This window comes from Natronosalvus halobius, from assembly GCF_024138145.1.
In the GTDB taxonomy this organism is placed as follows: Archaea; Halobacteriota; Halobacteria; order Halobacteriales; family Natrialbaceae; genus Natronosalvus; species Natronosalvus halobius.
Map to the genome: position 1 here is coordinate 700,919 of NZ_CP099997.1, position 18,724 is coordinate 719,642.

The following is an 18,724-nucleotide window of genomic DNA, read 5'->3' on the forward strand; positions in this document are numbered from 1 at the left end:
CGAGTCCGGTCCTACAGCGTCTTCGTCAGCGACTCGAGGCCTTCTCGTGCGGCCTCGAGTTCGGCCACGTCCCCCTGTACGCCGTTCGCCAGGTGTCGAGTCGTCTCGAGCAGTCGTTCCGCGATCGTCGGCTCGACGTCGCCCTCCAGCATGCGCAGGCGGGTTTCGTGATCGATCAGGTTCTCGAGCGTGCTCTGGGCGTCCTCGAGTTCGAGTTCCTGGTCCGTCTCCTCGACCCAGACGCGGAGATCACGCCGATAGGTGCGCACGGCGTCGGCGACGGCGAGGCCTCGAGCCTCGTAAAAGGACGGCGGGACCGTCTCCGGGTCGGGCCGCGTACCGTCGTCGGCATCGCGCAACAGCGAGAGGAAGTACAGCTCTTCGTCTTCGGTCAGTTGGGAGGTTCGGCCGACGATGTCGGCGGCGTGGCGGAGTTCCATTGCGGCGAGGTACGTGTCGTCGAGCGGGCGAAGGTCCCCGTCGGCGACGAATCCGCGGTTCCGAACGTACTCGCGGCAGATCCCTCTGGCGCGGTCGGCGAGTTCGTCGTTGGCCACCTCGTCGACGGCCCCGCGGACGCTCGTGAGGTCGAACGACGCGGGCCGGTCGGTGGTCGCCGTGCGCTCGCCGGTACCGACGCTCTTGAGGCTCCCGCAGGCTGGACAGCCGACGCTTCCCGTCTCGGCGTACGACCAGCGGGTCCCACAGGACGTACACTCGCGTTCGCCGCGGACGTTCATTGCCGTTCGTACGCGCGCGAGCCCAAAAGTCCCGTCGATGCACGACACCGGCGGCCTCGAGCCGATCGTTCGACTCGCTATTTTGTCACCCAGGTCCCATCAATTCGGCGAGTGCTTACCCGACGGGAAATGAAGAGACGGCAATTGCAATGCGTATACCTAGAAGCTAGAGTGAAATACCCGGATTCGCATGTCCCAAGACAGATTCAGCCGACGGAAGTTCGTCGTTGCAGTTGGCGCTGCTGGTACGGCCGCCCTCGCTGGGTGTACCGACGAGGGCCCGGGCGACAACGAAACCGACGACGGAGTGGACGACGGTGTCGGTAATGGGGACGACGACGGAATGGGCGACGACGAGAACGAGACCGACGTCGGCGACGACGATGAGACCGACGACGGAATGGACGACGAGGAAGACGACAACGAGACCGACATCGGCGACGACAACGAAACGGACGACAACGAGACCGACATCGGTGACGACAACGAGTCGAACGACAACGAGACCGACATCGGTGACGACAACGAAACGGACGACGAGGAAGACGACGAAGACGTATAACGAGTCCCTCGCGACTCGTCTCGCTCACTTTTCGAACAGCGTCACCACACACGTCGGCTCGACGGATCGTCGAGCTCGAACGTCGTGGAGTCGCCCAAACGATTTTATTTCGAGCGCGAGAACGGACGGATACGATGACACGGAGTACCCACGCTCCTGGTCGAGAAATTCGTCGGTAGTGACGACACGCAGGTACGAACGACCGACGACGGCGTCGTCCTCGAGGTCGGTTCCGCCACCTACGCGTTGACCAGTACCGACGCAGCACAGCTTCGCGACCAGCTCGCCGACGCGCTCTCGCAAACGCGAACGTTCACTCACACGGAAGCGACGCATCGTCCCGACGGGTCCTACGTCGTCGCCCGTCACGGCGCGACCTCGAGCGGGCACCGAAAGGTCTTCGACTCCTTCGAGGCGGTGGTCGACCTCTTCGAGGCGCTCCCGACGACGTTCACGGCGGACGACGTCGGCCGAAGCGGACTCTCCGGCAGTCGAAGACACATACTCGTCTGGCACGTCCTGGAGCATCCGGAATTCCCCTGTGAGTTGTGCCGTCGACAGCCGTTGACCGCTCGAAAAGTCTGACCCAGCCTGATCGATGGGCTGGGTATCGAGAGCAGCCGTACGCCACCCGGACGATCGTGAGCCGTGTTCCGGCGTCCCACTTTTCACCGTGCGGATACGAGAGAGAGCTATGCGTGAAGAGGACGAAATCCGCGAGCAGTACGAGTTCCTCGTCGAGCAACTCGAGAGCGACGAGATGCGTCACGAGGGCGTCAGACAGATGTTCACGTACTATCGCCGGGCGCTGGGCTGGGTCCTCGAGGAGGAACACATGTGACTTCCAGACCCGAACATATTCCGAAACGGACCAGTCACGTTTCGAGGCGGTGTCGGTACCTTTAAGACTCTTCGGTGAATTTTACCAATTGACGCTTCGCTTTGGAGGGCCGAAGCGTCAGCGGGGACCAATTCAGGGCGGCAAGCAATCACGCGGCCATTTTCACGCCGCGTGGTTTGCTTTCCTGTTTACAACGCTCTTGAGTGCTGCGTGTTGAGTAGTCGTAGCGTGCGCCATCGGCTTTGTGTCATTCATCATCGTTTCGTGTCACCCATCATCGAATTCGAATCGACGTGTACGCTGGTCGACGACGGTTGACGACGGTCATTAGTGTCGAGCACCGACGATCGTCGCACAGGCCACAATTAATTCCAGACCGAACACAATTCATCGTAGACATGAGGACTTCGTTATGCGTCATGCTTTCCATACTGGTCGAAGCCCTTACGTTTCGAAGGTCTTGTCAGCCGCGTGTTCGGCGGAACGCTTCGCCCATGTGCCGCGTGCAACCCGATATATTTATTAAAATTCGACAAGAAGTACGAGTGGTACGTTCCCAATGTACGACTTGACAGGATTTCAGCGCGACCTCCTCTACGTGATCGCCGGCGAAGAAGAGCCACACGGCCTCGCGATCAAGGAGGAACTCGAGCAGTACTACGAGAAGGAGATCCACCACGGACGGCTCTACCCCAACCTGGACACGCTCGTCGACAAGGGACTCGTCGAGAAGGGGAGCCGCGACCGACGGACCAACTTCTACACGCTCACTCGACGCGGTCGACGTGAACTCGAGGCCCGTCGGGACTGGGAGGGCCAGTACGTCGACCTCTGAGCCGCGTTCTCTCCAGGTATCGCACTCGGCTAGATCGAAATCCGCTTCGTATACGACGCAATGCTACCAGACGCTCCCCTGCAGATACAGATACTCGAAGCCCCACTCGACGAGGCAGTCGTTCGAATCGCTCTCGCCGGCGCGCTCGGGATGTTCCTGGGGCTCGAGCGCGAGTGGTCACAGAAGTCCGCCGGTATCCGAACGTTTTCACTGATCAGCCTGCTCGCCGCCGTCTTCACGATTCTCGTCCTGGAAGCCGACGTCGGCGAGAGCCTGTTGCTCCTCGGCGGTCTGCTCGTCATCGTCCAGGGCGTGTTGCTCGCCGTGCAGGGGCTGATGAGCGACGAGGACGCCGGTCTCTCGCTGACGACGTCCGTCTCGATGCTGGTGGCCTACGGTGTGGGCTCGCTCGTCGCGGCGGAGTTCGTCATCGAGGGCGTGACCGTCGCCGTCCTCTCTTCGCTCCTGCTCGTGCTCAAACGCGAACTCCACGAGTTCGCGTGGGGACTCTCGCGCGAGGAGATGCGGTCGACGACGGAGTTCGCCATCCTGGCGTTCGTCATCTACCCCATCCTGCCGGCCGAGTACAATCTCTCGCTCGGTACGGTCACGATTCCGCTCGAACCCCAGGTCATCTGGCTCATGGTCGTCGCCGTCGCCGGAATCGGCATCGTCAACTACGCCATCGTCTCGACGTACGGCGGTCGCGGCATCGCCGTCACCGGGTTCTTCGGTGGCCTGGCGTCCTCGACGGCCGTCGTCGGGACGATGCTCGATCACGTCCGACAGCGACCGGAGGCGGCCTCGTACGCGGTCGCTGCGATCTTGCTGGCGAACGCGGCGATGGCGGTGCGGAACCTCGCGATTGCCGTCGCGTTCACCGCTGGAAGCACCGTCGCGCCGCTCGTCCAGGCCGTCGTTCCGCTCGGCACGGTCATCGTCCTCGCGTTCGTCATCGCGTTTCTCATCGCCGACTGGTCTGAATCCACGGTGATAGACCTCGAGAACCCGTTCTCACTGAAGAACGCCCTCGGGTTCGGGGCCGTCTTCTTCGCGGTCCTCGTCTTCGGTTCGCTGGCGGAGACCTGGTTCGGCACGCTCGGCTTTTACGCCACCGCCGTCGCGAGCGGGCTCGTCTCGAGCGCCGGGGCGACCACGTCCGCCGTCGTTCTCTATCGCGGCGGGACGCTCACCGCGCCCGAGGCGACCATCGCGATCTTGCTGGCAACGGTCTCGAGCATCGTCGTCAAGGCGTTGCTCGCGGCGACGTCCCCGGACGGGAAGTTCAAGCGCCAGGTCGCGATCTCCAGTGGTGTGCTCCTGGCCGGCGGGGCTGTCGCCACCGCGCTCATCGTCGTCTGAGTGACGTTCCAGGCCTGAACTGATGGGTGAAACTGATAGCGTTCGTGCGTTTTCACTCATCAGTCGACGCTCAGGAGGGTACTGAGTATTGCCCGAACCACAACGAATATTTTTAATCGTCGGCCGGCGCAACTTCGGTATGGACCGAGATACGGTCGAGCCGCGAGTCGAGACGATGCCGGGCAAACGAGCGACGGAGTGGGCCGAGTACCACCACCAGTTTGCCGCCCCGAGCACCTACGTCTACGACTTCGTCTGGGATACACAGGCCGACGCCATCGGCCCGTTCTGTACAGACGTTGACGGCAACGTCCTCATGGACTTCACGAGTCACGTCGCCGCGGCCCCGCTCGGGTACAACAACCCGGCCGTGAAAGAGAAACTCGAGGCGTTCGACCTCGTCGACCCGACGAAAATCGCCGGCCAGGACTTCTACGTGAGCGGCGGTGGCTCCCCCTCGAACCCGGACTTTCCCGGACCGTCTCAGCTGATGGATCGACTGATCGACCTGACCGACCACTACGACATGGATCGAGTGTTCCTCTCGAACTCCGGAGCGGAGGCGGTCGAAAACGCGATCAAGATCTGTTACGCGAGTGGCGGCCACCGTGCGATTACGTTCGACGGTGCGTTCCACGGGCGCACCCTAGGTGCTCTCTCGCTGAACCGGTCGAAGGCCGTCCACCGGAAGGGGTACCCCGAGGTGCCCGGCGTCGTCAGCGTTCCCTACCCCTCGAGCCAGGAACACTACGAGAACGACTGGCTCACGGACGGACCCGGCGGCAACGTCGTCGCCGACAAACTCGACCCCAAACGGGGCGTCGTCGATTCCGACGAAGTGGCTTTCCTCATCCTGGAGCCGGTCCAGGGCGAGGGCGGCTACCGCGTTCCCCATCCCGAGTTCGCCCGCGACGTCGAGGCTCTCCGGGACCGGTTCGGATTGCGGGTCATCGCCGACGAGATCCAGTCCGGACTCGGCCGGAGCGGCGAGATGTGGGCGATCGACCACCTGGATCTCACCCCGGACGTCATCACCAGCGCGAAGGGACTGCGCGTCGGTGCGACCATCTCTCGTTCGGACGTCTTCCCCGAGGAGACGGGCCGCATCTCCTCGACGTGGGGCGCCGGCGACCTCCTCGCATCATTGCAGGGCGTGCTCACCATCGACGCGATTCGCGAGCAAAATCTGCTCGAGAACGTACGCGAACGCGGCGAGCAGTTCCGCTCGATCCTCGCCGAACGCGACGTCGAGGGCGTCACCGACGTGCGCGGCCGTGGCCTGATGCTCGCGCTCGAGTTCGACACCAAGGATCGCCGCGAGGCCGTCGTCGAGGCGGCGATGAAGCGTGGGCTACTCACGCTCGGCTGTGGACACAAGACGCTGCGAATCCTGCCGCCGCTCGACGTCACTGAACGCGAGGTCGACCTCGGCTCCCGGCTACTGCTCGAGGCGATCGACGACGTCGCGACGCAGACGGCGACGACCGCCTGACGAATCGCAACTCGATCGGCTAAAATATATTTTAGCTAACATATATTCCGCTGGGTCGCGTCCACTCGAGTGATGACGCGATACAGCAGTACCCACGACTCGCGGCTGGGTAACGACTCGCGGCTGGGTAACGACTCGCGATCGGGTAACGACTCGCGACCGGGGCTCGAGTTCGACAAGCGATTCTCGATCCCGGGCTACCGAACCGCACCACTCGCACAGTACGCACCAGCGACCGGAGGCGGCGACACGCACGACCTCGGGTTCTCGACCGGAACGACGATCATCGGAATCAGAGCGGCGACGGGCATCGTGATGGCTGCCGACCAGCGAATGAGCCTCGGGGGCCGCTTCACCGCCAACAAGGACGTCCGAAAGATTTCGGCAGTTCATCCGACCGCGGCGATGGCCATCTCGGGATCTGTCGGCCCGGCCCAGGAGGTCATCAGGCGGCTGCGCGCCGAAGCCGGGCTCTACGAGTCCCGCCGAGGCGAATCGATGAATCTCCCCGCGCTCGCGCGAACAGCGGGAAACCTCGTCCGTGGCCTCCCCGTCGCCCCGCTCCTGTGTGGTGTCGACGAGACGGGAGGCCACGTCTACGAACTCGACGGTAGCGGGAGCGTCGTAGAATACCGCTACGCGGCCGGCGGGAGCGGCATGCAGGTCGCCTACGGCGTGCTCGAGGGACGGCTCGAGGACGACCCGACGCCCGAACTCGATACGGCGACGGACGCCGCGATCGCCGCCGTCGAGGCTGCGAGTGAGCGCGATACCGCGAGCGGTGACGGGGTGACCACCGCTACGATCACGGCCGATGGCGTGACCGTCGACCAACGGAGGGCGAGCTGATGCAGTCGGACCAGCAGGCCTACGACCGCGGGACGTCGATCTTCTCGCCGGACGGCCGGCTCTACCAGGTCGAGTACGCTCGCGAGGCTGTCGCTCGAGGGAGTCCCGTCGTCGGGGTGGAAACGACCGATGGCGTCGTGTTCGCCGCCGACAGCCGAACGCCCTCTCCCTTGCTCGCGAACGACAGCGTCGAGAAACTCCACGATCTCGACGGGCGACTGGCCGCCGCGAGCGCGGGCCACGTCGCCGACGCACGTCGTCTCGTGGATTACGCTCGTCGGTACACTCAGGAGGAGCGACTCCGGTACGGGGAGCCGCCGGGTGTCGAACCGGTCGCCACGGCCGTGGCCGACCACGTCCAGGAGACGACCCAGTCGGGCGGCACCCGACCGTTCGGGACCGCGCTCCTGCTCGGTGGGGTCGACCCGGAACCGCGGCTCTACGAACTCGACCCCTCCGGGCTGACCCGGCGCTGGCGAGCGACGGCGATCGGCGGCGACAGCGAGGCGATTCGGGCGTCCCTCGAGGCGACCTACGAGGCCAACCTGGACGGTGACGAGGGCGTCCGGATCGCGCTCCAGGCGCTCGCGGATGCTCGAGACGAGGAGTGGTCCGGTGGGTCGGTCGACATCGGTGTAATCGACTCGAGTGGAATCGATCGGTTCGATTCACAGCGGTGTGCACAGGCGCTGGTGGACGCCGGACTCACGTAAGTCGGTCACGCCCTCAAGATTACGGAGAGTGCTGGCCGATAACAAGCCCTCGCCGGTGAAAGTCAAATCGCTACTCCTGGATGTCAAAAGTTCGAAAACTGGAGCCTGTTACACTCATAGAAACAGACAGTAACGTAGCGCGAGATACAGAGAATGGATGCAGCACACCGAAGTCGTTCATGTCACTTACTCAGTGCGGAACCAACTGATACATACGGATGTGAGCTTCCCATAAAGTATTCAACCAGCTGACTCGCTTTGACCACTTAAGAACATGACGGAAGCCGGACATTCCCAATCCAAAACTCCTCAACAATCTGTACTAATTCGACAAAAGATCCCGGATCGTCAGGCTTTGTTAAGTAAGCGTTTACATATCGCTCATAGCTCGAAAGAATATCCTCTTTGGCTGTTGAACTGGTCAACACAAGTATTGGAAGATGAGTCAAATCAGGATCGTTTCTGATCTCTTCCATCACGTCGAATCCATCTTTACGTGGGAGATTCAAATCTAATAATATAAGATCGGGACAGGGTGATTCTCCATCTTTCAAGAAATTTAGCGCCTCAATGCCATCTAAGGCGATATGCAATCTCGCGTCAAACTTAGCATCCCGTAAGGCTTCCTGTGTTAGTCGAACATCTCCGGGATTATCCTCTACAAGCAGAATGTCGGGAATGGATTTATTTTCACTCACAGAAATCAATGAATTTCGCTTTATGGCTGGAACTGTCACAGCGTTTTCCCTCTTCGTTATTAAACGTGTTCGCCGAACAGGTGATGTAGTAGCATATAGATATCTCTCTCTCTACCACTGGTTCCCTGTACTGAGAACTCGCCACCAGCTTGTCGGCGATTGCAGCGGCGAGCAGCGGGTTACGACTCAGGATAACGGGGGACTCTCGACTCACGTACCTCGTTGACCGGATCTCAATTGAAACAATCACCTCGACGGACTGACGCCGATTCCACACCCTCTGCTTTTCTTGATTCCTAAGAGGCTTTACCCAAAATTTTTTGGCGACTCCCTTTTCGTGGTAACGGCGGAAAAAAGATCCGATGGACCGACTCTTCACGGCATTGTCCGCTGGCCCGCGTCGCCGAATCCTGGCCGAATTGAACAACCAGCCAGCAGATGGCGTCCAGGTCCCCGAGGCAATTCTCAATGACGGGGAGGTACGTAGAGATCTCGAAATCGCGTTGCACCACAAGCACCTCCCCCTGCTGAATGATTACGGTTTCATCAACTGGGACCCAGAGACGAACAGAGTAACGAAGGGGCGCAGATTTGACGACGTTCAACCAGTTCTTGAATCGCTCAACGACCAGGCCGACGAGGTCAGCATTCCGTGCCCCAGAAAGGGCCAGTCGTAGGCATACACCTGGAGTCACGATCTCCGGTGGGCGTCTTGAGTAACGGATCACTGGCTTCAGGGATGGCACCGTCGACCACCAATCACTTCCCTCCTGGCAAATCGGTTTTTAGGCCATGACACATTCGCGCTCTGTATTCAGCACGATCACAGAGACCTCTCATTCTTCGAGGGGTTCAATGGCCGAAGAACGTACTGTCGAGGACGACAATCAGACAGTCGCGCTCTCGTCGCTCGAGTCCGTCTCGAGCGCGGGTTGCGTCTCGTCGTCCTCAGTCGTCGATGGTTCGTTCGCATTCGACTCCGCGTCGGACCCGGAATCGGACCTGGCGTCGTCGTCGGTAATCGGCCGTCGGCGGCTATCCACGACAGTCCCGTCCCCACCGACGTAGAGAATCAACGTCTCGTCCTCGAGTCTGGTACTCACGAGGAGACACCACGGATCGCTCGAGACGACGCGTTCGCGCCACTCGCGACCGACGTTCCAGAGCGAGCGCTCCTGGACGTCGCGGTTGTGTTCGTGGTAGAACGAGACGACCGCGGGGTGCTCGAGGACCGCGAGTGTGACCGGACAGCGAAGGGCCGATCCGCAGGCCTCACATTTGAAGGCCAGTTGGACGCGGTCTGGACCGTCGGCCTCGTCGTCGGCCGTCCGAATCACTGGTTCGACGTCCGCCGTCGTCTCCCCGCCGCAGTCGGGGCAGACGCGGTCGGTGAACGTCCGAATGCGGTGTCGGTGGTAGGAGTCGAGGGCTGTCGGTATCGAATCCGCCTCACGAGTCACATACCCGCTCGGCGGGAACGACAGTTCCAGAATCGGTGCGCCACAGGACTGGCACGCCACTCGAGAGACGTTGTCGGTGACGGTCGCGACCAGTTCGGTCTCCTCGCAGAACGGGCAGGGTTCGGGGAGGGCGATCGACTCGCAGTCCACGCTGTCGGTGTAGGTGCCCGCCCGGATCGCTCGCCCGACCTCGCGGCCGGCGTAGGTGAGTTCGTACCGGTCGTCCTAGCGTTGTCGGACGAACTCGCCGGTTAGCTGTCGGAGGTGGTAGGCGAACCCCGACGACGTGTCGGTGTCGCTCGCCTCGAACAGTTCCGAGAACGTGCACGGGCCGTCCGAGAGCAGCGTCCGGACGGTTCGCATCCGGATCTCGTTTCCGAGCGCCTGGAACGCGTCGCTGGGGGCTGGGCCGTCCTCGACGGATCCGGTATCCATGTCACACGTTGTGACACGAGCGGCCAAAACCCTGTCGACGGCGGGGCGATCAGACGGTCAGAACTGGTAGCGCCGTTCGTCATCCAGTTGCGGGTAGTCGTTCGCGCCCGTCATCTCGTCGTAGGTCATCCCCGAGAGGTACTCGTCGTAGGTCACGTCGTACCCCGACCGAAGCTGAAAGTCGAGTTTGCCCGTGTCGACTGTCGTCTGAAAGAGCATGTGAACCGCCCGACGGAGGAGCTCGTCGGTCGACTCTGGCTCGAGCGCGGTCGCCAGCAGAGCCAACTCGTTCCGGGTCTCGCGGTCGAGGGCCACGGTGCACTCCTCGCCCAGGTCGGCGTAGGTCGCTTCGATCTCGTCGGTCAGCGCGTCGAGGCTCATGGCATTCCCAACTCGAGGACGATTCATAGACCTTTCGCGCTCGCTGCGAGCGCAGGAATCGCTAGCCGTAAGGTCGTCGATTCACAATCCAGGACAATGAACGAGGACGCGGAATCGACCGACCCCGGAGACGGGCCGCTCGAGTCGACGGCCCTCCCGTCGGGTGACGCGCTCGAGCACGTCCAGGAGGGGCTAATCGCGTGGTACGAGGCCGATCACCGGGAGTACCCCTGGCGCGAGACAGACGATCCGTACGAGATTCTCGTGAGTGAGGTGATGAGCCAGCAGACCCAGCTGGATCGCGTCGTCGACGCCTGGGACGCGTTCCTCGAGCGGTGGCCGACAACGGAAGCACTCGCCGCGGCCGACCGCTCGGCCGTCGTCGGCTTCTGGTCGAGTCACAGCCTCGGCTACAACAACCGGGCGAAGTACCTCCACGAGGCGGCGACCCAGATCGAAGACGAGTTCGACGGCGCCTTCCCGGAGACGCCCACCGGCCTCCAGGAACTGATGGGCGTCGGCCCGTACACGGCAAACGCAGTCGCGAGTTTCGCATTCAACACTGGCGACGCCGTCGTCGACACAAACGTCAAGCGCGTCTGCTACCGGGCGTTCGACGTGCCGGACCACGACGCGGCTTTCGAGACGGCAGCCAATCGGCTCATGCCCGAGGGTCGCTCGCGCGTCTGGAACAACGCGATCATGGAACTTGGCGCGGTCGCCTGCACCCAGCGACCCAGGTGCGACGAGGCCGGCTGTCCCTGGCGCGAGCACTGCAGCGCCTACGCGACGGGGGACTTCTCGGCACCCGACGTGCCGACCCAGTCCACGTTCGAGGGCAGCCGTCGCCAGTTCCGCGGGCGCATCGTCCGAGCGCTCCGAGAGTACGACGAACTCCCTCTCGACACGCTGGGACCGCGAATCCGCGTCGACTACACTCCCGACGGCGAGCACGGGCGCGAATGGCTCGGGGGATTACTCTCGGATCTGGCCGACGACGGACTCGTCGAGCTAGACGAGAGCGAGGGCGAGACGGTCGCCAGGCTGCGGGCGTAGTTGGAGCACGCGTAGTTGGAACGTGATCGCACCAGGTCGACATGACCTGCGTGCAGCCGGTCGGCTACCCGTCGGTTTGCGTGTGAACGGATCAGCCACTCGTCGATTCTCGTCACTCGAGCGGCGCGTGGGTCAGTCGATACCCTACGTTATCGGCGTCGTCGTCGCCGGTACCCGCATCGCCCCCATCAGAAAGCTGGACGTCGACCACCTCGTAGAGACGGATCCCCGACTCCATCTGCGTGACGACGGGCGTGTCGTAGTGGTCGGCCTCGTACTCGAGACTCGGCCCCGCCGTCCGCTGGCGCTCTCGGTCGACGAACGCCCGGTGACGCTCGAGGCGACGTTCACCGATCGACCGCGAGCGGTCCTGGACCTCCCGCACGCGGTCATCGAACGCCGAGACGAACGCCGCCTCGAGTTCGTAGCCGATCGAGTGACGGCCGGCACACATCGCCGCCAGCGACGTCGTCCCCGTGCCCCAGAAGGGATCCAGGACGGTGTCGCCGTAGGTCGAGTACATACAGCACAGCCGGTAGGGAATTTCGAGGGGGAACGCCGCCGAGCGCTCGCGTAGATCGTCGTCCGGCGAGTCGAGGGTCTGCAGTTCGCCGGTCACGTCCGACCAGAGGTCCGTGAACCAGCGATTTCGCTCCTCCCAGAAGTAGGCCGCCTCGTAGCGGTCGTCGTCTCCTGGCGGGAACGATCGCCGGGAGTCGCCCTTCCGAAAGACGAGAATGTACTCGTGTTCGAGGGTGACGTAGGCGTTCGGGGGTATCATCCCGCTTCCCATGAACTTCGCGGCGCTGTTGGCGGGCTTGCGCCACAGGATATCGGGGAGGGGGTCGAACCCGCGGGCCTCGAACGCCTCGAGCACGCGGGCGTGGTTCGAGTAGACCCGGAAGCTGTCGTCGAGCGTCCGGGTCGCGTCCCCGACGTTGATACAGGCGATGCCGCCGTCGACGAGCACGCGCTCGAGTTCGTTCCAGACCCGATCGAGTTGGGCGTGCATCGCCTCGAACGCCTCGCGACCGTCCCCTCGCTCGAGGGCGTCGCCGACGACCGGATCGAGTTCGGCAAAGAGGTCGTCCCACATCTCGATCATCGGATAGGGCGGCGACGTCACGACGAGGTCGACCGACTCGTCCGCGATGGCAGCGAGTTCGCGGGCGTCGCCGGTCACAACGCGGTGGGTCGTCTCCATCGTGTGTCTGTGTCTCCGTTGCCCCCTTAGGTCTTCTCACCCGTCGTCGGCACTATCGGGCGGTTTTCGCCCGGCGGACCCAGCCGAGGTGGAACGGCGAAATTTGACTCGAGGCCGTGATCGTACCAGGGCCGAGTACCGGCCGGCTCGAGAATCGAGGAAACCGACACAGCCGATAGCGAGAGGTGTGGAGACACACGTCCTCCTCGAGCCAGTCTCCGTCTGTGGACAGTTACTACTCCGAAATCACGCACTGACAGTTCAGAAACGACTCGAGAAGGCAGAAACGACTCGAGAAGGCAGAAACGACTCGAGAAGGCAGAAACGACTCGAGAAGGCAGAAACGACTCGAGAAGGCAGAAACGACTCGAGAAGGCAGAAACGACTCGAAAAAGCGACGACAGTCGCTGGGTTCGATTACTCTTCGTCTTCGGCTTCAGCTTCGGCTTCGTCCTCGTCTTCGGCTTCCGCCGCTTCTTCGTCTTCGCCCTCCTCGTCTTCGCCTTCCTCCGAGGCGTCCATCGACACTGCGTCAGTGGCCGGTTCGAACTCCTCGATCGGCTCCCACTCGTCTTCCGCGGCCCGGCGACGCCGCCAGGCCAGTGCCGCGGCGACGGTCACGCCGAGCACCACGAGTTTCGAGAGCCAGCCACGGGAGCCCTCGGACGACTCCGCGGATTCTGACTCGTCCGTTTCAGTCACCGATTCCATCTCGGCAGCCGGGAGGTCGATGTCGGAAAGCTCGTCTTTTACCTCGTCTCGCATCTCCGAATCGGGGAGTTCCGAACGTCCGAGCAGGTAGCCGATGGCTGCACCGGCGCCGAGCAAGAGTCCCGCCGCCGGAACCATCCGCTTCGACGACGAACTGCCTCCGTCGGCTTCCTCGATTGCTTCGAGGATCGGGTCTCGCATCGGTGAGTCCATGCCGACACCGATCGCTTCTTTGACGACACGTTCCGAGAGGGGCGTCTCTTTATCGGACATAGTTCGACCATCCACATCCCGATAAATAGTTCTGTGCAATGTTTCAATTTGGGCCGCCACTCAACGGAGTGGTAGGACGCCCCTACCGGACCGACGGATGTCGAATACGCGTCCTGGATGCCCTCGGCGGGATCGAGCCGGCACCTCGACGACCGGGAACCCCCGCTCGAGACGACCCCTTAAAACGGGATCGCGATACCGAGGACTTCGAGCGCTCCGAACCCACCGAACCCGTACCCGAAGACGAGTGCTGCGGGAATCGTGCCGGCGACGAGGGCTCGAACGAACGAGGTTCGGTGGACGACCTGGAGGCCGACCCACAGGAGGACGGTCCCGTACGCACAGGCCGCGACCCTGATCGCGGGCGCGGGAAGCCCGGCGACGAGACAAGGGGCCGTTGCGTACGCGATCACCTGGACGGTCTGGCTGATGCCAGCGCGGTCGTCGACGACGACCAGGAGCACGAGCGTCTGGATGGCCGAGACGACGTGTAACCCGAACGGAGCGACGAACAACACGAGCAGGCTGATCCAGAACAGCCCCTCCAGGACGGGCGAGACGGGGACCGACGGGAAGTTGTCGGGAACCAGTAAATAGTGGGAGGTCGCGGCGATCAGCACCACTGTCATCGCGAAGAGCAGGCCGGGCGCCTGGTCTCCCGGTGCGACCCCTACCTGGAAGAAGTTCCGAGGGCGGACCAGTACCTCGACCCACGCCCGAGCGAGTCCTCTCGGGCCGCGATCGCGTCCGCCGTGGGGGTCTTTGATCCACTGGGTCATCGGTCTCGGTTCGTCAGTCTCGTTGGTCTCGGTTCGTCGGTCTCGTTGATCTCGGTTCGTTGGTCAGTCTCGCCGGAGCGTGTGGCAGTGTCGACACCGAGCCTCGTAGGACTCGTCCGCGCCGACGAGGATCGTCGGATCGTCCATGTGGGCTGGCTCGCCGTTAACGAGCCGTTGATTTCGCGTCGCGGGCTCGCCACAGCGGGCGCAGATCGCCCGAAATTTCTCGACGTACTCGGCGCAGGCGATCAGTTGCGGAAGCGGATGAAACGGTTCGCCACGAAACGTCTGGTCGGTCCCGCTGACGATGACGCGCCGGCCATCGTCGGCCAGCCGTTCGCAGACGTCGACGAGCGTCTCCGTGAAGAAGTTGGCTTCGTCGAAGGCGACGACCTGTTCGCCGTTGAGGCCGTCGAAGACGGCCTCGAGGTCGCTGTCCGGATCGATGGCGGTCGCTTCCCAGCGTCGCCCGTCGTGTGAGCCGACGTAGTCCTCGCCGTAGCGTTCGTCGAGCGCCGGGGTGAACACCGCAACCTCCTGACCCGCGATCTCGGCCCGGCGGAGCCGTCGAAGCAACTCCTCGGTCTTTCCGGAGAACATACTCCCCGTGACGACTTCGATCCACCCACTCTTCGTGATCGCGTGCATCGGATGAAAGCGGGGAAAGCCGAGGTTAAATCGGTTTCCAATTCCGTTCATCCGGCGTTCGGCCACGCCGGTTCGCAGAACGCATCCCATAACGAAACCGATCCGGTCCATGTCGCCGGTATGAGCGTCATCCGCCAGCCCGGACGCTTCAGCCGCCACACCCGTCGCCGACTCGTCGGCGTCACGGCGGCGGGCAGCGCCGCGACGCTCGACACCGCGGCTGTTGGGCTCTGGTTTACCCTGATCGTCGTCGAATCGCGAACGCCATCGACCGCACTCGCCGCACTGGGCATCCTCTTCTGCGGGGCATTACTCCGAACGGGCGTGTTCGGCGCGACGACGACCCCGATGTACGCCTTACTCACGCCGCGTCGGATCGGGGTCGCGCTCCTCTTCGTCGCCGCCTGGCCCGCCTGGCTGCTCGTCGCCGAGCGAATCGGGAACCCCGAGGGACTCCTCGTCGCCGGACCCCTCCTGGCCGGCGTCGTGGCCATCCAACTCCACTTCGAGCGTCGTGTGTTCCAACTCCCCGAAACGCGTCGCTGCCGAGTCACGTCACTGCTCTCGGGAACGCTGATCGCGGTCGGCGCAACGACCCTGCTCGCGTCGACCTGGTTGACGAACTGGACGGTCCTCACGGAGCCACTCGCGTTCGGGGCGACCACCGTCGTCTTCCGCATCGAGGCCTACCAGCTGGGCTTTCTCGTCTTCGGCGCGTTCGCGTTTCTCGCCCACCAGCGGCGATTTCAGCTCGCGCTCGAGCCCTGACCGTCTCGAGTTCCTGTGGGTCAGGCGCCGACGTTCTGATCGCCTTCGAACGTTCCCGGGTCGGGTTCGATCGTCGCGTACTGCACGGCACGGACGCCGAGGGTCGCGACGCGTTCCTCGAGCGAATCGTCCACGAACGCCCCGTCCTGGATCACACTGTGGGCGCGGGGCACGGCGACCTGATGGGGCAACACCCACGCATTGAGCGCTCGACAGACGGATCGCAGGTGCTCGAGCGTCGTCACCGGAAATGAGCCGCCGGCGACTCCCACCAGCCCCACGGTCTTGTCCTCGAACTCGTCGAATCCGCAGTAATCCAGCGCGGTCTTCAGCGGCGAGGAGTACGAGCCGTGGTACATCGGCGAGCCGAGGAGCACGGCGTCCGCGTCTCGAACGCGCGTGGCGATTGTCGCTGCGTCACCTGCATCCTCGCGGTCGACGTCGGCGTCGTACAGGGGGAGGTCGTAGTCTCGAAGGTCGACTAACCCCGTCTCCGCGCCCGTGTCGGCCGACGCCTCGAGGGCTCGTTCGAGGGTGATTCGCGTGTAGCTCTCCTCGCGGAGGCTGCCACAGATTGCCAGCACCTGGACGTCACTCATGCGAGCTACGACGCAGCGTCGTCCTAAAAAAGTGCGTCAGTCTCGAACGGCCACCCAGCGGCCTAGTTCGAGGTCGCCGCTTCGATGGCCGACTCGAGGTCCGCGATGATGTTGCCGGGGTCCTCGATGCCGACCGAGAGCCGGACGAGGTCGTCGGTGACGCCCGAGGCCTCCTTCTCCTCGGCGCTCAGTTGCTGGTGGGTCGTACTCGCCGGGTGGATGATCAACGTCTTCGCGTCGCCGACGTTGGCGAGCAGGCTCGCCAGCTCGGTCGACTCGACAGTCTCTCTGGCGGCGTCGTAGCCCGCTTCGAGTCCGAAGGTGATCATGCCGCCGTAGCCGTCCTCGAGGTATCGGTTCGCGTTCTCGTGGGTTGCGTGTGACTCGAGGCCCGGGTAATTCACCCAGGAGACGGCCTCGTGATCCTCGAGGAATTCCGCGACGGCCAGTGCGTTCTCGCAGTGGCGTTCCATCCGGAGCGGAAGGGTTTCGAGGCCCTGAATCGTCTGCCAGGCGTCGAAGGGCGACTGCTGGTTGCCCAGGTCGCGCAGGCCGCGAGCGATGGCCGCGTAGGTGAACGCCGCCTCGCCGAAGGTCTCCGCGAAGTTGACGCCGTGGTAGGCCGGGTTGTCCGCCGCGAGTTCGGGGTATTTCTCGGGATAGTCAGCCCACGGGAACGATCCACCGTCGACGACGACGCCACCGACGGTCGTCCCCGACCCGTGGAGCCACTTCGTCGTCGAGTTCCAGACGATGTCGGCGCCGTGTTCGAGCGGGCGACAGAGCGCCGGGGTCGCGAACGTGTTGTCGACCACCAGCGGCGCGCCGTTGTCGTGGGCGATTTCCGCGATGCGCTCGAGGTCGGGCGTGTCGAGGGCCGGATTGCCGATCGTCTCGAGGTGAACGAAGGCGGTCTCCTCGTCGATCGCCTCCGCGTAGGCGTCGTAGTCGAGCGTGTCGACGAATCGCGTCGTGATTCCGCGGCGCTCGACGGAGTGGGTCAGGTAGGTGTAGGTACCGCCGTACAGCGAGGATGCGCTCACGATGTTGTCTCCCGCGCTGGCGAGGAGGAACGTCGTGAGGTCGAACGCGGCCATCCCCGAACTCGTCACCGCGGCTCCGACCCCGCCCTCCAGGGCGGCCAGTCGCTCCTGGAGCGTCTCGAGGGTCGGATTCATCAACCGCGAGTAGATGTATCCCGGCTCCTCGAGGGCGAACTGCGAGGCGGCGTCGTCAGCGTCGTCGAAGACGTACGATGTCGTCTGGTACAGCGGCGGGGCTCGTGCACCCGTCGCGGGATCTGGCTCCTGTCCGGCGTGGACGGAATTCGTGGCGAACGAACGGTCTCGGTCGTCGCTCATATGATGATACAGCGAGGCTCGAGGCTTTATCCTGCGCAGTGTGGCTAGTATTGCCGTCTTCGACGACGGGGCTGTCGGAAACGGAGGGGTCACCATTCGCAGGAGTGGCCTGCACTGACGGGACGACCGCTCTAAGGTTCTAAGCGACTCAGGCACGTACACGTCTGCTCAGTGGACTGTGGGGTCTCGGGCGCTTGTAAGTGCAAGTACAATGGCTACCGGTTTCGGAAGCAACTAGTCCACCGTGAGCGACACCGATAACTCCGGGACGGACACCCCTGGCTCTGGGTCGGACACCCCTCGCTCTGGGTCGGACACCCCTGGCACGGACCAGGAGGAGATCAACGAGGACGCCCGACTCCTGGGGAACGAACCCGACGCGGACGCGATCGACGAACCGGTCACCGATAGCGAGCAGGAGGCTCGAGAGAGCTACTGGATGATCAAGGAGACGATCGCTATCGGCCTCATTTCGATCGTCGGGATCAGCCTGATCGCGTTCGGAGCGATGCAGGCGACCGGTCTCATTACGCTTCCTGGATGGCTCGGGAACTCGCCGTTCGTCCACTGGTCCCTGTTTCTGATCCTCGGTCTCATACTCGTACTCGTCTTCGCCTGGAGCCAGTGGGGAACGACCGTCGATCGGTAACCCTGGCGGCGATATATATCGCGAAGTGCGGTTTATCGGTACGGATTTCGAACTGACGCGTGCAGACGTTTCCCGTTTTCGGATCCGTTCGTCGGGGAATGCAGATTCAGGGTTGGAACTGGGCCCAGTCGTCCCTCGATCGTTTTCGTGGTCGGTTCTCGAATCAGAGAGTTAGATTACCCGATTAGCCCAAAAAACGCCGCGTTCGTAGTCGAACGCGCGCTGGCAGTTTCTGTAGCTGGCGGTTCAAACGCATTTCCGCTACAGCTAGTCGAGCATTTCGGCGGTCGCAAGCCACACTCCCAGCG

At 63.2% G+C, this 18,724-nt stretch carries 23 protein-coding genes; 12 read left to right on the top strand and 11 right to left on the bottom strand.

The window, feature by feature from the left end; genetic code table 11:
* Positions 1-11 precede the first annotated feature (11 nt).
* Entirely contained in the window at positions 12-740 is a 729-nt protein-coding gene (locus tag NGM15_RS03370; RefSeq protein ID WP_253435264.1) for a DUF7117 family protein, read from the bottom strand.
* 190 nt (positions 741-930) lie between these two features.
* Between NGM15_RS03370 and NGM15_RS03375 the strand changes: the two genes are divergently transcribed.
* The 8 genes from NGM15_RS03375 to NGM15_RS03410 all read left to right on the top strand — a co-directional run bounded on the left by NGM15_RS03375 (position 931) and on the right by NGM15_RS03410 (position 7,394).
* Complete coding sequence (locus NGM15_RS03375) at positions 931-1,302, top strand: hypothetical protein (protein ID WP_253435266.1); 372 nt, start codon at positions 931-933, stop codon at positions 1,300-1,302.
* Positions 1,303-1,548: 246 nt separating this feature from the next.
* Positions 1,549-1,887: a DUF7528 family protein gene (locus tag NGM15_RS03380; protein ID WP_253435267.1), complete on the top strand. Its 339-nt coding sequence runs from the start codon at positions 1,549-1,551 to the stop codon at positions 1,885-1,887.
* A gap of 109 nt (positions 1,888-1,996) precedes the next feature.
* Positions 1,997-2,143 carry a hypothetical protein gene (locus tag NGM15_RS03385; RefSeq protein ID WP_253435269.1) on the top strand — a complete coding sequence of 49 codons (147 nt, stop codon included), beginning with the start codon at positions 1,997-1,999 and terminating at the stop codon, positions 2,141-2,143.
* Positions 2,144-2,702: 559 nt separating this feature from the next.
* Positions 2,703-2,978 (top strand): PadR family transcriptional regulator, encoded by a 276-nt coding sequence (locus NGM15_RS03390; RefSeq protein WP_252698748.1) that lies wholly within the window; start codon positions 2,703-2,705, stop codon positions 2,976-2,978.
* Positions 2,979-3,038: 60 nt separating this feature from the next.
* A complete protein-coding gene (locus NGM15_RS03395) occupies positions 3,039-4,340 on the top strand; it encodes an MgtC/SapB family protein (RefSeq protein ID WP_253435271.1) in 1,302 nt (433 codons plus the stop codon).
* A 139-nt stretch (positions 4,341-4,479) separates the two neighbouring features.
* Positions 4,480-5,832, top strand: a complete 1,353-nt coding sequence (locus NGM15_RS03400) for an aminotransferase class III-fold pyridoxal phosphate-dependent enzyme (protein WP_253435273.1) — start codon at positions 4,480-4,482, stop codon at positions 5,830-5,832.
* 72 nt (positions 5,833-5,904) lie between these two features.
* On the top strand, positions 5,905-6,681 hold the full coding sequence (locus NGM15_RS03405; RefSeq protein WP_253435274.1) for a proteasome subunit beta: 777 nt from the start codon (positions 5,905-5,907) through the stop codon (positions 6,679-6,681).
* Complete coding sequence (locus NGM15_RS03410) at positions 6,678-7,394, top strand: archaeal proteasome endopeptidase complex subunit alpha (RefSeq protein ID WP_425494492.1); 717 nt, start codon at positions 6,678-6,680, stop codon at positions 7,392-7,394. Before NGM15_RS03405 ends, NGM15_RS03410 begins: the two co-directional genes overlap by 4 nt.
* Positions 7,395-7,660: 266 nt before the next feature.
* Here the strand turns inward: NGM15_RS03410 and NGM15_RS03415 are convergent, their stop codons facing one another.
* Positions 7,661-8,101, bottom strand: a complete 441-nt coding sequence (locus NGM15_RS03415) for a response regulator (protein ID WP_253438234.1) — start codon at positions 8,099-8,101, stop codon at positions 7,661-7,663.
* Positions 8,102-8,454: 353 nt separating this feature from the next.
* On the opposite strand from NGM15_RS03415, the gene NGM15_RS03420 reads away from it, so the two are divergent.
* Entirely contained in the window at positions 8,455-8,769 is a 315-nt protein-coding gene (locus tag NGM15_RS03420; RefSeq protein WP_253435278.1) for a DUF7344 domain-containing protein, read from the top strand.
* A gap of 210 nt (positions 8,770-8,979) precedes the next feature.
* Here the strand turns inward: NGM15_RS03420 and NGM15_RS03425 are convergent, their stop codons facing one another.
* The 3 genes from NGM15_RS03425 to NGM15_RS03435 all read right to left on the bottom strand — a co-directional run bounded on the left by NGM15_RS03425 (position 8,980) and on the right by NGM15_RS03435 (position 10,368).
* The gene (locus tag NGM15_RS03425; RefSeq protein ID WP_253435280.1) at positions 8,980-9,702 is read right to left on the bottom strand and encodes a DUF7351 domain-containing protein; all 723 of its coding nucleotides are present in this window, start codon (positions 9,700-9,702) and stop codon (positions 8,980-8,982) included.
* Positions 9,703-9,777: 75 nt separating this feature from the next.
* A complete protein-coding gene (locus NGM15_RS03430; RefSeq protein ID WP_253435282.1) occupies positions 9,778-9,987 on the bottom strand; it encodes a winged helix-turn-helix domain-containing protein in 210 nt (69 codons plus the stop codon).
* Between the two features lie 57 nt (positions 9,988-10,044).
* Entirely contained in the window at positions 10,045-10,368 is a 324-nt protein-coding gene (locus NGM15_RS03435; protein ID WP_253435284.1) for a ribbon-helix-helix protein, read from the bottom strand.
* A 96-nt stretch (positions 10,369-10,464) separates the two neighbouring features.
* On the opposite strand from NGM15_RS03435, the gene NGM15_RS03440 reads away from it, so the two are divergent.
* The gene (locus tag NGM15_RS03440; RefSeq protein ID WP_253435285.1) at positions 10,465-11,424 is read left to right on the top strand and encodes an HhH-GPD family protein; all 960 of its coding nucleotides are present in this window, start codon (positions 10,465-10,467) and stop codon (positions 11,422-11,424) included.
* A 112-nt stretch (positions 11,425-11,536) separates the two neighbouring features.
* Here the strand turns inward: NGM15_RS03440 and NGM15_RS03445 are convergent, their stop codons facing one another.
* The 4 genes from NGM15_RS03445 to NGM15_RS03460 form a co-directional block, all read right to left on the bottom strand.
* Positions 11,537-12,628 carry a DNA-methyltransferase gene (locus tag NGM15_RS03445; protein ID WP_253435287.1) on the bottom strand — a complete coding sequence of 364 codons (1,092 nt, stop codon included), beginning with the start codon at positions 12,626-12,628 and terminating at the stop codon, positions 11,537-11,539.
* Between the two features lie 417 nt (positions 12,629-13,045).
* A complete protein-coding gene (locus NGM15_RS03450) occupies positions 13,046-13,612 on the bottom strand; it encodes a hypothetical protein (protein WP_253435289.1) in 567 nt (188 codons plus the stop codon).
* A 179-nt stretch (positions 13,613-13,791) separates the two neighbouring features.
* Positions 13,792-14,391: a YIP1 family protein gene (locus NGM15_RS03455; RefSeq protein ID WP_253435291.1), complete on the bottom strand. Its 600-nt coding sequence runs from the start codon at positions 14,389-14,391 to the stop codon at positions 13,792-13,794.
* 63 nt (positions 14,392-14,454) lie between these two features.
* On the bottom strand, positions 14,455-15,039 hold the full coding sequence (locus NGM15_RS03460; RefSeq protein ID WP_425494493.1) for a thymidine kinase: 585 nt from the start codon (positions 15,037-15,039) through the stop codon (positions 14,455-14,457).
* A 120-nt stretch (positions 15,040-15,159) separates the two neighbouring features.
* Between NGM15_RS03460 and NGM15_RS03465 the strand changes: the two genes are divergently transcribed.
* Positions 15,160-15,807 carry a hypothetical protein gene (locus NGM15_RS03465; protein ID WP_253435294.1) on the top strand — a complete coding sequence of 216 codons (648 nt, stop codon included), beginning with the start codon at positions 15,160-15,162 and terminating at the stop codon, positions 15,805-15,807.
* 20 nt (positions 15,808-15,827) lie between these two features.
* On the opposite strand, the gene NGM15_RS03470 is transcribed toward NGM15_RS03465, so the two are convergent.
* Both NGM15_RS03470 and NGM15_RS03475 read right to left on the bottom strand, forming a co-directional pair.
* Positions 15,828-16,406 carry an NADPH-dependent FMN reductase gene (locus NGM15_RS03470; RefSeq protein WP_253435296.1) on the bottom strand — a complete coding sequence of 193 codons (579 nt, stop codon included), beginning with the start codon at positions 16,404-16,406 and terminating at the stop codon, positions 15,828-15,830.
* Positions 16,407-16,468: 62 nt separating this feature from the next.
* Positions 16,469-17,767, bottom strand: coding sequence for an O-acetylhomoserine aminocarboxypropyltransferase/cysteine synthase family protein (locus NGM15_RS03475; RefSeq protein WP_253435297.1), 1,299 nt, complete (start codon positions 17,765-17,767; stop codon positions 16,469-16,471).
* A 244-nt stretch (positions 17,768-18,011) separates the two neighbouring features.
* On the opposite strand from NGM15_RS03475, the gene NGM15_RS03480 reads away from it, so the two are divergent.
* On the top strand, positions 18,012-18,416 hold the full coding sequence (locus NGM15_RS03480) for a hypothetical protein (protein ID WP_253435299.1): 405 nt from the start codon (positions 18,012-18,014) through the stop codon (positions 18,414-18,416).
* The last annotated feature ends 308 nt before the right edge of the window (positions 18,417-18,724 follow it).